General features: G+C 69.7%; 13 protein-coding genes. 6 read left to right on the top strand and 7 right to left on the bottom strand.

Annotated elements, in window-relative coordinates; genetic code table 11:
* From BR31_RS0121750 to BR31_RS0121735, 4 genes are all read right to left on the bottom strand, one after another.
* On the bottom strand, window positions 1-923 hold a 923-nt coding region (locus tag BR31_RS0121750; protein WP_027502826.1), incomplete at its 3' end, for an MMPL family transporter.
* A complete protein-coding gene (locus tag BR31_RS0121745; protein ID WP_027502825.1) occupies window positions 923-1642 on the bottom strand; it encodes an NYN domain-containing protein in 720 nt (239 codons plus the stop codon). The genes BR31_RS0121750 and BR31_RS0121745, both read right to left, overlap by 1 nt.
* On the bottom strand, window positions 1639-2400 hold the full coding sequence (trmB, locus tag BR31_RS0121740; RefSeq protein WP_027502824.1) for a tRNA (guanosine(46)-N7)-methyltransferase TrmB: 762 nt from the start codon (window positions 2398-2400) through the stop codon (window positions 1639-1641). Before trmB ends, BR31_RS0121745 begins: the two co-directional genes overlap by 4 nt.
* A 47-nt stretch (window positions 2401-2447) precedes the next feature.
* Window positions 2448-3425, bottom strand: coding sequence for a zinc-binding dehydrogenase (locus BR31_RS0121735; protein ID WP_027502823.1), 978 nt, complete (start codon window positions 3423-3425; stop codon window positions 2448-2450).
* Window positions 3426-3600: 175 nt separating this feature from the next.
* Here BR31_RS0121735 and BR31_RS30750 point away from each other — a divergent pair, with 175 nt between their 5' ends.
* The 5 genes from BR31_RS30750 (at window position 3601) to BR31_RS0121705 (ending at window position 9478) form a co-directional block, all read left to right on the top strand.
* Window positions 3601-4383, top strand: coding sequence for a hypothetical protein (locus tag BR31_RS30750; RefSeq protein ID WP_156042581.1), 783 nt, complete (start codon window positions 3601-3603; stop codon window positions 4381-4383).
* Window positions 4380-5849 (top strand): GTPase Era family protein, encoded by a 1470-nt coding sequence (locus tag BR31_RS29670; protein WP_156042580.1) that lies wholly within the window; start codon window positions 4380-4382, stop codon window positions 5847-5849. The genes BR31_RS30750 and BR31_RS29670 overlap by 4 nt, the downstream gene beginning before the upstream one ends.
* 36 nt (window positions 5850-5885) lie before the next feature.
* Window positions 5886-6182 carry a DUF6802 family protein gene (locus BR31_RS0121720; RefSeq protein ID WP_027502822.1) on the top strand — a complete coding sequence of 99 codons (297 nt, stop codon included), beginning with the start codon at window positions 5886-5888 and terminating at the stop codon, window positions 6180-6182.
* Window positions 6183-6412: 230 nt separating this feature from the next.
* Window positions 6413-7129 carry a hypothetical protein gene (locus BR31_RS0121715; RefSeq protein ID WP_037177690.1) on the top strand — a complete coding sequence of 239 codons (717 nt, stop codon included), beginning with the start codon at window positions 6413-6415 and terminating at the stop codon, window positions 7127-7129.
* Window positions 7130-7648: 519 nt separating this feature from the next.
* A complete protein-coding gene (locus BR31_RS0121705; RefSeq protein ID WP_027502820.1) occupies window positions 7649-9478 on the top strand; it encodes a phosphoenolpyruvate carboxykinase (GTP) in 1830 nt (609 codons plus the stop codon).
* Window positions 9479-9548: 70 nt separating this feature from the next.
* On the opposite strand, the gene eccA is transcribed toward BR31_RS0121705, so the two are convergent.
* Entirely contained in the window at window positions 9549-11390 is a 1842-nt protein-coding gene (gene eccA / locus BR31_RS0121700) for a type VII secretion AAA-ATPase EccA (protein ID WP_051637634.1), read from the bottom strand.
* Window positions 11391-11419: 29 nt separating this feature from the next.
* Window positions 11420-12397 carry a cation diffusion facilitator family transporter gene (locus BR31_RS0121695; protein ID WP_027502818.1) on the bottom strand — a complete coding sequence of 326 codons (978 nt, stop codon included), beginning with the start codon at window positions 12395-12397 and terminating at the stop codon, window positions 11420-11422.
* A gap of 141 nt (window positions 12398-12538) precedes the next feature.
* Between BR31_RS0121695 and BR31_RS0121690 the strand changes: the two genes are divergently transcribed.
* Complete coding sequence (locus BR31_RS0121690; protein WP_027502817.1) at window positions 12539-13051, top strand: hypothetical protein; 513 nt, start codon at window positions 12539-12541, stop codon at window positions 13049-13051.
* A gap of 68 nt (window positions 13052-13119) precedes the next feature.
* On the opposite strand, the gene BR31_RS0121685 is transcribed toward BR31_RS0121690, so the two are convergent.
* Window positions 13120-14568 carry an aldehyde dehydrogenase gene (locus BR31_RS0121685; protein ID WP_027502816.1) on the bottom strand — a complete coding sequence of 483 codons (1449 nt, stop codon included), beginning with the start codon at window positions 14566-14568 and terminating at the stop codon, window positions 13120-13122.
* Window positions 14569-14608: the final 40 nt, after the last annotated feature.

The following is a 14608-nucleotide window of genomic DNA, read 5'->3' as shown; positions in this document are numbered from 1 at the left end:
GACTTGAGGAAGCCCTGCGGGAAGATCAGCAGGCCGCCGAGGCTGGCGACGATCATCGTCGCCGAGAAGATCACGGTGCGGCCCGCGGTCATCACGGTGCGCCGCACGGCGTCGCCGGTGCTGTAGCCCTCGGCGATCTCCTCGCGGAAACGGCTGACCATGAACAGGCCGTAGTCGATCGCCAGGCCGAGGCCGATCAGCGAGACCACCGGCAGCACGAAGGCGTTGACCTCGGTGAACTGGGTGATCAGCTTGACCACGCCGTTGGCGGCGATGATGGTCAGGCCGCCGACGATCAGCGGCAGGGCCGCGGCGACGATGCCGCCGAAGATGAAGAACAGCAGGACGGCGACCGCCGGGATCGCCAGGATCTCCATCCGGTGCACGTCGTTGGCCATGGTGTCGTTGAGCGTGCCGGTGACCGGCTGCAGCCCGGTGAGTTGGACGTCGACGCCGTCGATATAGAACTGGTCGCGGACCTTCTTGAAGTTCGCGGCGACCTCGGTGTCGTTGTCGCCCTTGATCGCGACGCTGGCGAACGCGTGTTCCTTGGTCTTGTCGGCCATCGCCCCGAGCTTGGTCGACCAGTAGCTGGCGTTGACCTTGAGGATCTCGTCCGGGTTGTCGGCCGCCAGGTCGTCGAGGCTCTTGGTGATCTTCGCGCCGAACGCCGGGTCGTCCACCGTTTTGCCCTCGGGGGCGGTGTAGACCGGGATCACGTCGGCGAGGGTGTCGCGACCGAAGGTGCCGTCGGCCAGCTTGGCCGCCGCAACCGATTCGGAGCCGGGGTCGTCCCAGCCGCTCTGGCTGAGGTGGTTCTCGATGCCCAGGCCGTACGCACCGAGGGCGAGCATCAGCCCGACCATCGCTCCGATCACGGCGAATCGGAGGCGGTAGACCAGTCGACCCCAGGTGGCGAACACTATTGCACTCCTTGACGCCCGATGAGCAGGGCCGACAGCGGTCTGAACGGCTGCAACCAGGCACCCTCGTCGGGCAGGGACTCAAGGCTGACCCGCGGCAGCGGCTCTCGGAACACCCCGGGGATGTCCTCGAGGTCGACGAACTCGAGGGTCTCCGAGGCGACCGCCCAGCTCGCGTGCTCGCGGAAGCCAAGAACCTGCACCGGAACGCCGGTTGCAGCGATGTCCTCCAACGGTTCGCGAAAAGCCTGGCCGTCGGCGGAGGCGACCATGATCCCGGCCAGCCCGCCGTCCCGAGCGCGAAGGGCGATGTGGTCGAGCATGTCGGCGTCGACATCGCTGTCCTCATCGATCTTCGGCTTGGCGAACACCGCGAAACCCACATTACGCAAGGCCTCGACCCACGGGCGGACAACGTCGGCGCTGCCCGAGGCGATGTTCGTGAACACCGTCGCCTCCGGCTCGAGGCGCACCCCGCTGGTGCCGGACAGCTCGGCGGTCCTGCCGAGGAGCCAGCGGCCGAGGGCGTCGAATCGTGGCCGGTAGGCGGCGGTGGGGCGGCCACCGAGGATCGCGCCGAGGCCCATGTCCAGGTTCGGCGCGTCCCACACCAGCAGCACCCGCTTCTGGTGCCGCACCTCACGAGGCTCCTCCGTGAGTGAGTTTGCCCCCACGGCGTCGGTCGGTGTCGTGTCCGGTAACCGCTCGCTCACGCTCATGCTCGAACCTTTCCCCAGATCAGCTCTGTGATGGGTCGGCCCACCTGCTGCGCCTTGTTCTCGAATTTGGTGACCGGACGTTCGTGGGTCATCGGCGAATCGGCCGGACCCTGTGCGAGATCATCCCAGTCGAGCGGCGTCAGCAGTGGTTCGGCATTGCCTGCCTCGGCGATCCACTCCGCGTACTCGGCGTGATCGGTGGCGACGTGCAGCACGCCGCCCGGGATCAGTCGTTCCGCGATCAGCTTGAACGTCGGCCCCTGCAGCAGCCTGCGCTTGTGGTGGCGGGCCTTGGGCCAGGGGTCGGGGAAGAACACCCGCACGCCGGTGAGCGACTCCGGTCCCAGCATGTTCTCGAGCACGTCGACGGCGTCGCCGCGCAGCACCCGGATGTTGGGGATCGAGTCCCGCTCGATCGCCTGCAGCAGCTGGGCGAGGCCCGGCCGGTACACCTCGATCGCGATCAGGTTCGCGTGCGGCTCCGCCTTGGCCATCGCGGCGGTCGCGGTGCCGGTGCCGCTGCCGATCTCCACGATGGTCGGGGCCTCGCGGCCGAACCACCCTGCGACGTCCAGCGGGGCGTCGGAGACATCGGCGCCGATCGTGGGCCAGAGCCGGTCCCAGGTCTGCTGCTGAGGGTCGGTCAGGGCGCCGCGGCGGGAGCGGAAACTGGTCACCCGGGGGTACAGGCGGGAACCCTGTTCGGTGGCCCCTGCCACCCGGGATTTCGCGTCATTCACCCGACCATTGTCACGCATGACGGAGGGTTGTGGCAGGTGGGTCTGAAGTGAAAGTTGAGACTTTCTCAGACGAGCACCACCTTCCCGGTGGTCATGCGTCCCTCGAGCCGGGTGTGCGCCACCGCCGCATGCGCCAGCGGGAAGGTCTCGACCTGCGGTTTCAGCTGCCCGGAGGCCGCCGCGGCGAGCGCCTCGCCCGCCCAGCGTGTGATGTTCTCCGGCGTGAACCCGCCCGCCGGGCCGAGGGCCATCCTCGCTGTGATCTCGCGCTCGGCGAGTTCGGCATCGGTGAACTCGGCGGGCGCTCCGGAGGAGTAGCCGAAGAACAGGGCGCGGCCGCCGCGACCCAGCAGCTCCGCCGCGCCCCGGGCGATGTCACCGCCGACCCCGTCGAGGAGTGCCGTCGCGCCCGCCCCGCCGAGGTGCGCGCGCACCTTCGCCTGCCAGTCCGGCTGCCGGTAGTCGACCGCGAGTTCGGCGCCGAGGGCGGCCGCCAGTGCGGTCTTCTCGGGCCCTCCCGCAAGGCCGATCACCCGGGCTCCCACCCGGCGCGCCGACTGCACGAGGAGCGTGCCGAGCCCGCCGGCCGCCGCCGTGACGAGTACCACGTCCCTCGCGGTGAGCCGCGCGGCCTCCAGGACCCCGAACGCCGTCCGGCCGGTGCCTGCCATCGCGATCGCCTCGGGCGCGCCGAGCGCGGGATCGACGGGCAGCAGGCCGGTGGCCGGTGCCACCGCGAATCGGGCGTAGCCGCCGTTGGCGTTCCCGAGCGACACGGCGACCCGGGCGCCCAGCCAGGCCTCGTCCACGTCGTCGCCGAGCCTGTCCACGGTGCCTGCCACCTCGCGGCCCGGGATGTACGGCACCTCCGGGAGGCCGCCGGGCCCGAACGGCTGGCCTGACCGGACCGAGGTGTCGACCAGGTGGACGCCGCTGGCCTCCACCGCGATCCGCACCTGCCCCTGGCCGGGCTCGGGGTCGGGGACCAGCTCGAGACGCAGGTTCTCCGCGGGCCCGAATTCGCGCAGTACGACGGCTTCCATTGGCTCCCTTTCGTTGTCGCCGGTTCCGGCGTGCTCCCGTCGACCCTGCAACCTTGAGTGCGGTTGAGGTCAAGGGCGGCATTGCAGGGGGGCTTCCGCTGCGCCGGGCCGCACGGGCTGCGATCATTCGGTGCGCGCCGGGGGGCGCGTTCTTTTCTCTGGGGGGAGTGACGCGATGGCGTCGATGGAATTCGGTATGACGGTCGACGGGCTACGGCGATCGGCGACGGAGGCGGATCCGGCGGCCGGGGCCCTGGTGAGCCGGGCCGCTGGGCGGTACCGCGCCCCGGTGCGGGTACAGGTGACCGGGCGCGCGGGCGTCGGCAGGTCCGCGGTCATCGGGGCGCTCGGTCTTGTCTCGGGGGCCGAGGTTGTCGAGACCCCCGCCTGGGACGTGCCGGGCGCCGAGGACCCGGAACTGACCGCAGAGCTGATCGTGCTCGTGGTGTGCGACCCGCCGCGCCGCGCCGATGTGGCCGCGGCGGGCGTCGCGGGGGATCGGGCGCTGGCCGTCCTGAACAAGGCGGACACGCTCGCCGACTCCGCCGTCGCCGCCGAACGCGCCGCGGCGGTGCTGGGTGTGCCCTGCCTGCCCGTGGACGGCCGCTCGCGGTTCGGCGTTGCCGATCTGCGGATCGCGGTGGCCGAGCGGGTCGAGGCCTGTCGGGCCGCAAGGGCGGCGGCGGTGTCGGCGGAGCTGCGGGCGTTGACCGGGACCGCGAGCGTCCGCGATGCGGTGGAGGAATACCTGGCGGGAGACGGGGCGCTGACCGTCGCGGTCGAGGCGATCCCTCCGGGCGAGCGGGAATCGCCGCCGGACGATCCCGCTGTCGCGCTGCGTCGGGCCAGGGCGTGGCGGGGCCGGATGAACGGCGGCTTCGATGCGCGCAGCACTCGGGCGGCCCTGGCGCTGCATCGGTCGGCGGTTCGGCAGTGGGCGCGCGGGGAGGTCCGGTGAACGACACGGTGCCGCCCGAGTTGGCCGCGGTCCTGCGGCGGTGGAATCCAGGCGCGCTTGCCGGCCTGGAGCGGCCGCCGTCGCCCGAGCCGGATCAGGGCGGCGCGGTGACGGTGGTGGTCCTCGGCGCGCCGGGCAGCGGCCGCGGCGACCTGATCGCCGCGCTCACGGCGGACACGGCGGAGAGCCGTGAACTCCGGTTCACCGAGGCACCCGATCCCGCGGCGGGCGTGGCCCTGATGGTGCTCGACGCCGCGGCGCCGCTCGGGCGCGAGGACCTCGAGCTGTTGTCCGGCGGTGCCGAGTCCGCGCACACGGTGCTCTTCGCGCTCACCAAGATCGACGCGCACCACGGCTGGGCGGCGGTCGCGCGACGCAACGCCGAACTGCTCACCGAGCACCTGCCCCGGTTCGCGGGTGCCGTGATCTACCCGGTCGCCGCGCCGGAGGGAGCAGGCATCGAGGAACTGCGGGCGGCTCTGCTCGAGGCGACCACCGCCGTCCCCGAGCGGCAGGCACGGCTGCGCCTGCGGGCGGCGGGCGCAGCCGAACAGGCCAGGGGTCTGATCCGGGCCTCCGCCGAATCACTCCGGGCGACCGACGACACCGCGACCTTGCGGGCCGAGCGGTCCGCGCTGGTGGCGGACCGGGACGGATGGCGCGGCGAGCGGGCCGCGGTCCTGCGCAGGCTCACCGCGCTGGCCCGGGTGGACCTGGTGCACGAGGTGAGCGATCAGGTGCGGGCTGAGTCCGTCGCCGCGAGGGCGGCCATCGACCGCGCCGACCGCGCCGCGCTGGCGGCGTACCCGCAGCAGCTGCGGGACGAGGTCGCGGCGCTCACCGCGAGGGTGGACGCGGCGGCGGACGCGCGCCTGGCCGACCTCAGCGCGCAGGTGCTCGGCGCGGCGCTGCCCGACGAGAACCGGACGCCGACGGTGCCGTCGACGGAGCCGCCGGCGCCGCGGCACCGCGGGCTCGAGGACCGGGTGATGATCGTGTTCGGGGCATCAGCCGGGCTGGGTCTCGGCCGGATGGTGATGGCTCCGCTGTCGACCGTGCCCGCGCTCGACCTGGCCAGCATCCCGGTGACCCTGCTGCTCGGCGGCGGCGCCGCCTGGTGGCTGGCCCGGGCCCGCGGACACCTCGCCGATCGTGCGCACCTCCGTCAGTGGGCCGTGGAGACGCTGGCGACGGTGCGGTCGGCACTGGAACAGCGAGTGCTCGGCCGGCTGGTGGACACCGAAGCTCGGTGTGCCGAGGCGGTGCTGGCGACCCATCGGGAGCGGATGCGCGAGTCCGAGGACCGGCTGGCCGCGCTCGACCGGGAACTCCGCGAGCGTGCGGGCAGCCGGGCGGGAAAGCTGGCCGCCTGCGACCGTGATCTCGCCGTGCTCGAGGCCCACGCGAGGAGTCACCGTTCGGTAACGGTGGAACCGACCGCACCGGTGCTGCGTCCAACCACGTAGCGACCAGTCCAGCCAACGGAAGGAGTCGTGGTGACGATGCACGACGACATGCTGCTGCTCGGCACGCTCGGCACCGCCCAGCATCCGATGGGCCCCGACGCCGGTGAGGTGGAGCTGCACGCCCCCACCGCGGACCTCGACGGCGACGGGCTCCTCGACACCAGGACCTACGCCACCGGCGGAACCCTGTACGTGGCCTCTGACCTGGACGAAGACGGGTCCGCCGATCACATCACCGCCATCGGGAGCGAGGGTGGTTACGAGTCCTGGCAGGCCCACCGCGGGGCCGACGGCGAGGTTCGCTGGGCCAGGACCGACCACGGCAGCCTGTAGGTCGCCGGGTTCGGGAGGGGCGTGGATTCGCCGCCGGGATGGAGCGGCTCACGAGGGGGCCGGCCTGTGCCGTGGGCGATTTTTCGCAATCGCCTGTGGGGTTGGACACTTGTCCGTATAAAGGTCACGGTGCGATGACTCGCCACCCTTGAAAAATCCGGCGCCCGTTGGCTGCGACAGTCCGGCACTACGTGGTTTGGCGCTGTACCTGATCGAATGGAGCTCTCCACATGTCTCACACCCCGATGCGTCGCGTTGCGGCCGTGGCCGCGTCCGCTGCCCTCGTTGCGACCGGCCTGGCCGTCGGCCTCGGTGCCGGCACCGCCAGTGCCGCCGAGTGCTCGCAGACGAGCCACGCCACCAAGCAGGACATCTCCACCGTTGGCGTCACCCACACCTACGACAAGACGGTCTCGGCGGCCGCCGCCTCCGGCGGCACGCTGATCACCTACAAGACGGTCGTCGGCACCACCGGTATCGGCAACCCGTACCTCTGGTCCGTCACCGACTACCCGCCGGCCGGCTTCGGCGCGCCGGTCTCGGCGACCGTGCGGGCGTACCACGTGGGCATCCCCACCGGCCAGCAGACCGAGGCCGTCACGCCCGAGCCCAACGGTGCCGGCTACAAGGTGAGCAGCACCGGTTGGTTCATCAACGCGGGTAACCCGGTCACGGTCGAGATGACCTACAAGGTTCCGAACAACGTCCCGGTCGGCGGCGCGGTCACCAGCGGCGGCATCGGAACCACGGGCACCGTTGGCGTCGGCACGAGCCTCCCCAACCTGACCGCGTGCTTCACCGGTCGCATCGCGAACCCGGGCGAGGCCGTCACCGGCAGCCTGGACATCGGCGGCCTCGGCTCCAACGACGGCCAGCTCAGCTCCACCGGCTCGGTCAGCGAGGTCCTCGGCGACACCATCACCCGGGTGCTCCAGAACGGCAGCTAGTCCTTTCTGAACAGATAGACCACGAACACCTCCGGAGATGACGGGAGGGGACCGTCGGGGACCCCTCCGAGGACGAGCAAGAGGTCCTCAGTCACCTCCGGGGGTGTTCGTCTGTCTCCGGCCGTCTCAGGCCCGCGCGCGACGTTGTCCACGGCTCCTCCGCCCTGCGCACCCCGCCGAAGGGAACGCGCACGCGTTGCGCGCCGAGAAGGGGTGCGACGCCGTCACGCGGTGTGCGCCGCCGACCTGGGGTGCGGCCGAGAACGCCCCGCAAGAGATCACTGAATCGGTCTTGTGACTCATCGGACAAGACCCGATTCCCTACGAGGGGACACTCGGCGTTAACCTCGTACCAGGACACCCGGCGCCCGTGTCCTCCGTTTGCCGTTTGCGTTCGCACGCATGCGTCGACGGAGCAGCGGGATGCGCCCCGCCGAGAGGGGAAAACCGACTACATCGTCGATTGCATTCGTGCAGCTGACGGTGGTTGGACGGTTCCGGCACACCCAGGAGAGTTTGATGACCTCAGCGACCATTCCCGGTCTGAACGGAACTGACGGCACCGCACCCACCTCGCACAGCGAGCTGCTCGCCTGGGTGCAAGAGGTTGCCGAGCTCACCCAGCCCGACCGCGTCGTGTTCGCCGACGGCTCCGACGAGGAGTGGGAGCGGCTCACCGACAAGCTGGTCGAGGCGGGCACCTTCACGCGGCTGAACGCCGAGAAGAAGCCGAACTCGTTCCTCGGCAACTCGGATCCCTCCGATGTGGCCCGCGTCGAGTCGCGGACCTACATCTGCTCGCGCGAGGAGATCGACGCCGGCCCCACCAACAACTGGATGGACCCGGTCGAGATGCGGTCGTTGATGACCGACCTCTACCGCGGCAGCATGCGTGGACGCACCATGTACGTGGTGCCCTTCTGCATGGGCCCGCTCGGCGCCGAGGACCCGAAGCTGGGCGTGGAGATCACCGACTCCGAGTACGTCGTCGTCTCGATGCGCATCATGACCCGGATGGGCCAGGCCGCGCTCGACAAGCTGGGCTCCGACAAGCCGTTCGTGAAGGCGCTGCACTCCGTCGGCGCGCCGCTCGCCGACGGCCAGGCCGACGTGCCGTGGCCCTGCAACGACACCAAGTACATCACCCACTTCCCCGAGGACCGCGAGATCTGGAGCTACGGCTCCGGCTACGGCGGCAACGCGCTGCTCGGAAAGAAGTGCTACTCGCTGCGCATCGCGTCGGCCATGGCCCACGACGAGGGCTGGCTGGCCGAGCACATGCTGATCCTCAAGCTGATCTCGCCCGAGGACAAGGCGTACTACGTCGCGGCGGCCTTCCCGTCCGCGTGCGGCAAGACCAACCTCGCGATGATCCAGCCGACCATCCCCGGTTGGCGCGCCGAGACCCTCGGCGACGACATCGCGTGGATGCGCTTCGGTGAGGACGGCCGCCTGTACGCCGTCAACCCGGAGTTCGGCTTCTTCGGCGTCGCGCCCGGCACCAACTACGGCTCGAACCCCAACGCGATGAAGACGCTCGAGGCCGGCAACTCGCTGTACACCAACGTGGGGCTGACCGACGACGGCGACGTCTGGTGGGAGGGCCTCGAGGGCGAGCCGCAGCACCTGATCGACTGGAAGGGCAACGACTGGACCCCCGAGTCCGGCGAGAAGGCCGCCCACCCGAACTCGCGCTACTGCACCCCGATGTCGCAGTGCCCGATCCTGGCCCCCGAGTGGGACGACCCGCAGGGCGTGCCGATCTCGGCGATCCTGTTCGGCGGTCGCCGCAAGACCACCGTCCCGCTGGTCAGCGAGTCCTTCGACTGGCAGCACGGCACCTTCCTCGGCGCGACGCTCTCGTCCGAGCAGACCGCCGCGGCCGAGGGTGCGGTCGGCACCGTCCGCCGCGACCCGATGGCGATGATCCCGTTCATCGGATACAACGCCGGTGACTACCTGAACCACTGGATCACCCTCGGCAAGAACGCCGACTCGGAGAAGCTGCCGAAGATCTTCTACGTCAACTGGTTCCGTCGCGGCGATGACGGCCGGTTCCTGTGGCCCGGGTTCGGCGAGAACTCCCGCGTGCTCAAGTGGATCATCGACCGCATCGAGCACAAGGCGGGCGCGCAGGCGACCCCGATCGGCTACGTGCCGACCGCGGCCGACCTCGAGCTCACCGGGCTCGACGTGGTGGCCGCCGATGTCGACGAGGCGCTGGCCGTGAACGTCGACGAGTGGCAGCAGGAGATCCCGCTCATCGAGGAGTGGTTCGAGTTCCTCGGCGAGAAGGTGCCCTCCGGCATCCGCGACGAGTTCGAGGCGCTCAAGCAGCGTCTGGGCTAGTCCGACCCGCTTCAGTTCCCCCGATGCCACATCGGTTCACCTCGTGTGAACCGGTGTGGCATCGGGTCGTTCACGGGGTGGGGACGGCGAGGTCGGGGTGGCGGTCCGCCAGCGCGAGAATCACGTCCTGCCGCTCGATGCGTGCGCGGTCGGCGGCGGAGAGCGACTGCAGGTCGGCCGTGGTCGCGACGAGTCGCAGGTCTCGTTCCTCGATGGCACCCTCGAGCAGGTTCCTGGCGAAACGGCCGTTGCCCTCGCGGTCGATCAGGGTGCGCGTGCGACCGTCCGGGGTGGCCTCGGTGGTGGTGCACATGTGCTCGACCACCCGCGCGATCTCGTTCGATGCCTCGTCTGAGATCGTTGCCGCGTACTTGGTGCGGGCCATGACCCCGGCGATCTCGGCGAGTTCCGACGGCGTGTACGAGGGGAACCGGATCTGCTTCGAGAACCGGCTTCGGAGGCCGGCGTTGCGCTCGAGGAAGGCGTCCATCGCGTCCTCGTAGCCGGCCACGATCACAACCAACCGGTCGCGGTGGTTCTCCATCGTCGCGAGCAGGGCGTTGATGACCTTCGTGCCATTGGCGTCACCACCGATGATCCCGTCGTGGTACAGCGAGTACGCCTCGTCGATGAACAGCACCCCGTCGAGGGCACGGTCGAAGATCTCTCGCGAGCGCTGTTCGGGCGTTCCGTACCCGGGAGCGAAGAAGTCGCTCGGGGCCACCTCGACGACATTGTCCGTTTCGAGGAGGCCGAGGCCGTGGTACATCTTGCCCAGAATTCTCGCGACCTCGGTCTTGCCGACGCCGGGCGGTCCGGTGAAGACCAGGTGTCGAGACCGGGGAGCGGATGAGTCAGCCTCTCCTGAGGATCGGGCCAACAGGGTTGCCGCGGTGAGCTTTTCCACCTCGCGTTTGACAGATCCGAGTCCGATCATCGCCTCGAGCATGCGGCGCGACTCGGCGAGCGTGGCCTCGCCGCGCTCTCGCCGCTCTGCCTCCTGTCGATCCTCCTCCGGCGGCGCGGATGCCGGGTCCCATGGGTCGAGGCGGCGGGCGATCTGCTCGGCGCTGGTCCGGTTGAGCCGGAATCCCGTGTCGCCCATGGCGCGAGCGTTCTCGGCGAAGCCCGGCTCTGATGCGTACACCCGCTCGAACAGTGCCCGCGCGGTGGTCTCGTCGTCCCGGTCACGGGCGATCAGGCCCCGCATGAACTGGGCGTGCCGCGCGAGTGCGGCGATCGGGCCCGCGTCCACCAGGCGCAGTCGTCGGTCCGCCTCGTCCAACAGGCCCAGGTGTGCGCAGGCGCGGCCGACCATCGAGTTGGCCCCTGCCCGGAGGAAGTCGTCGGTCCAACGCTCGGACTCGGCCAATGCCCCGAGCAGGTCCGGCCAGCGCTGGGTGTGCAGGTACAACACCGCACGGACATAGTCGGCGACTGGCAGGTCGCGGCCGGCAGGCAGGCTGTCGAGGATGCCGAGGGCTGTTGTGTACTGCCTGGACCCGATCATGTTCGCCGCGGAAGCGACCCAGATCTGGTTTCCGTCCGAGAGTGGGTAACTGACGTGGTAGCCGGTTTCGAAGCGCGCGGACAGGGTGCCGGGCCGCAAGCCGATCCGGGTCTGCTCGCGGCCAAGGCTGATCCGGGCCGTGCGATAGAGGTTGATGATCACCCGTGAGTCGACCAGACCGGTGGCGGCGAGGCCCAGCCAGGCATCGCACATGTCGGGGTCGAGTTCGAGTGCCTGCTGAAACTGCGATCGCGCTCGGTCGAGATCGATCGCTCCCCGGCGGCCGTTGACCGTGAATCCAAGTGACAACAGGCCTGCGTCGAATAGATTGCGCGCACGCGACTGCTCGAACACGACTTCCCCCCAGAAGATCAGCACCCGACGGTGCAACGAGATGCGCATCGGATGCTACAGCGGCCTTGCGCCGAGCCTCAGTTGTGCAGGCTGGGCTCGTCCTCGTTCGACAGCGTGAGCACGGCCTTGACGATGTGTCGGTGCGCCTCGAGCTGTGCCTCCAGATCGCGCAGGATGGCGGCCACGGTGTGCTCGGCCAGATCGCCCACCAGGTCGACGCCCGCGACCAGGTACACCTGTCGGGGGCCCAGGTACTCCATCCGAAGGAACGTCACCCGGCTCACCTGGGGCAGCGACAACAGGGTTTCGAGACCCGCGCCGCGCAGCTGCGGTGACGCCTCCTCGCCGACCAGGAACCGCCGGTTGCGGTCGATGAGGATCAGCGCGATCACGCCGAGCAGCACTCCGACCGCGATGGAGCCGATGGCGTCCGGGATCGGGGACCCGGTCAGCTGGTGTGCCAGCACGCCCGCGAACGCGATCACCAGACCGATCAGCGCGGCGGCATCCTCCGCGAACACGGCGCGGACCGTCGGGTCGGACGTCTTGAGCGCGTGCTCGAGCAGATCCCGGTCGGCGTCGGAGGCCTCCGTGCGCAGCTGCCGGAATGCCTGCCGGAACGAGATCGCCTCCAGCACGAACGAGATCCCGAGCACCGCGTAGGCGACCCCGAAGTCGCTGGCCGGTTCCGGATTGAACAGTTCCTGGACGCCGTGGGTGATCGAGACGCCCGCGCCGAGGGCGAACAGGCCGAGTGCCGCGAACATCGACCAGATGTAGGCCTCGCGACCGAACCCGAGTGGGTGCGCCGTGTCGGCCGGGTGCCGGGACCGCCTGTTGGCGATCAGCAGTAGTACCTCGTTCCCGGTGTCCGCCCAGGAATGGGTCGCCTCGGCAACCATGGAGGCGGACCCCGTCAGCGCGGCGGCGACCGACTTCGCCACCGCGATAGCAAGATTCGCGCCGAACGCCAGGAGCACGGTGAGGGTGCTCTCGTCGCCGGCATTCGGGTTTTGCGCCGGACCGGAGTCTGGCTGTGTCTCGGACTGGCTCACTCCCGAACAATAGGCGTCGCGCCCGAGCTGTGTGAATTGTCCAACCGTTCAGCCGATCGTCCACGCGAGACCCCCCGGACGACTTACCCTTTCGGTTTGTCAGTGTTCATGTGGACATTCGTTCAGTTGAGAGGGTCGAATATGCAGGCAGCAACCCGGGGCGGTCTCAAGCGTCTCGCCGGCGGTGCGGCGATCGCCGTCGCCACCGTCGCCACCGTCACGATGACCATGCCGGCCACGGCATCCGCGGCGACGGTTCTGCCGCCCGAGGTCAACGCTTCGTCGTCGGGCAACAGCATCACCATGTCCATCAAGAACCCGAACCCGTTGTGGACTCTGACCGGATGCCAGGCCTTCGTGGTCAACGCGGCGGACGTGCCCGCGGTGGTCGCCAACCCGACCAAGCTCCTCGACCCGGGCGTGGTCGTGTACCCGAACGTGTCGAACCCGCTGACGCTGTTCGGCGCGCTGCCCGGCCAGACCGTCAACAGCACCACCCAGGACATCCCCACCGGGCTGTACGGCGTCGTCGGTGGCTGCGTGGCCCTCCTCGACCTGATGCACCCCGTCATCGACGAGCCTCAGGTCATGCAGGTGGGCCTCCTGCCCGGCGGCAGCTCCGACGGCAGCTCCGCCCTCTCGTTCGGCAGCTAGCCGACAACAGGCGAACGGCCCCGCGAACCGAATGGTTCGCGGGGCCGTTCTGCGTCACCTGTCGTCGATCAGGCGCCGTAGCCGGGGGGCATCAGCACCGACTTGAGCTCGCAGTACTCGTCGAGGCCCTCGGGTCCGTTCTCACGGCCGATGCCGGAGTTCTTGTAGCCGCCGAACGGCGAGCCGGGATCGAAGGCGTACCAGTTGATCCCGAAGGTGCCGGTGCGGATCTGCTTGGCGACCTCGAGGCCCTTCTCGATGTCGGTGGTGTACACCGACCCGGCAAGGCCGTAGTCCGAGTCGTTGGCGATCTTGATCGCCTCGTCGATGGTGTCGTAGGGGATCACCGACAGGACCGGTCCGAAGATCTCCTCGCGCGCGATCGTCATGGAGTTGTCGACATCGGCGAAGATGGTCGGCTCGACGAAGTAGCCCTGCTCGAGGCCGGCGGGCACGCCGCCACCGAGGACGAGACGGGCGCCCTCCTCCTTGCCCTTCTCGATGTAGCCGAGCACCTTGTCGCGCTGCTTCGCGGTGATGATCGGGCCAAGCTGGGCGGCCGGGTCGTCGGGCATGCCCATCGGCATGAACCCGGCGAACTGCACCATGGACTCCAGGATCTCGTCGTAACGAGACCGCGGTGCCAGGATGCGGGTCTGGCCGACGCACGCCTGGCCGGAGTTCATCAGGCCCGACATGATCAGCATCGGCATGGTCGCCGGGACGTCCATGTCCTCGAGCAGGATCGCGGCGGACTTGCCGCCGAGCTCGAGCGAACAGCGCTTGAGGTTCTGCGCGGCGATCGCGCCGATCTTGCGGCCGACGGCGCTGCTGCCGGTGAAGGTGATCTTGTCGACGTCGGGGTGCGAGACCAGGTACTCGCCGGTCTCCGCGCCGCCGGGGACGATCGACAGCACGCCCTCGGGCAGGCCGGCCTCGGCGAAGATCTCCGCGACCAGGTTGGCGTTCATCGGGGTTTCCGGCGCGGGCTTGAGCACCATGGTGCAGCCGGAGATGATGGCGGGCGCCAGCTTGTTGACCAGCAGGAACAGCGGGACGTTCCAGGCGATGACGGCGGCGACGACACCGACCGGCTCGCGCATGACCTTGCAGAGGCCGAACGGTCCGGTGCGCTCCTCCTCCCAGGAGAACGTCTCGGCCAGCGCCGCGTAGCTGTTCAGCACGGCCAGCGTCGGGGTCTTCTGCATGAGTTCGACGCCTGCGCGCGGCGCGCCCATCTCGGACGTGATCAGCGTGCACAGCTCGTCGGAACGCTCCTCGATCAGCTTCGCCGCCTTGACGAGGATCTCGGCACGCTGCGCCGGGGTGGTCTGCGGCCAGGGGCCGGTCTCCAGTGCCGTGCGGGCGGCGGCGATCGCGGCGTCGATGTCGGCGGGGGCGGCGACCGGGACGCTGCCCGACCGCTCCTCGGTCGCGGGCGAGAACACCTCGAGGCGCTCGTCGGTGGCGGGCGCCACCCACTTTCCGCCGATGAAGAGCTTGTCGTAGTCAGTCATGAAATCTTCCTTGCTGGTGAGCGGGTTTCGGGTATCGGTG

It is taken from the genome of Rhodococcus sp. UNC363MFTsu5.1 (genome assembly GCF_000686785.1).
Taxonomy (GTDB): domain Bacteria; phylum Actinomycetota; class Actinomycetes; order Mycobacteriales; family Mycobacteriaceae; genus Rhodococcus_G; species Rhodococcus_G maanshanensis.
This window is presented reverse-complemented; position numbering and strand designations above follow the sequence as displayed.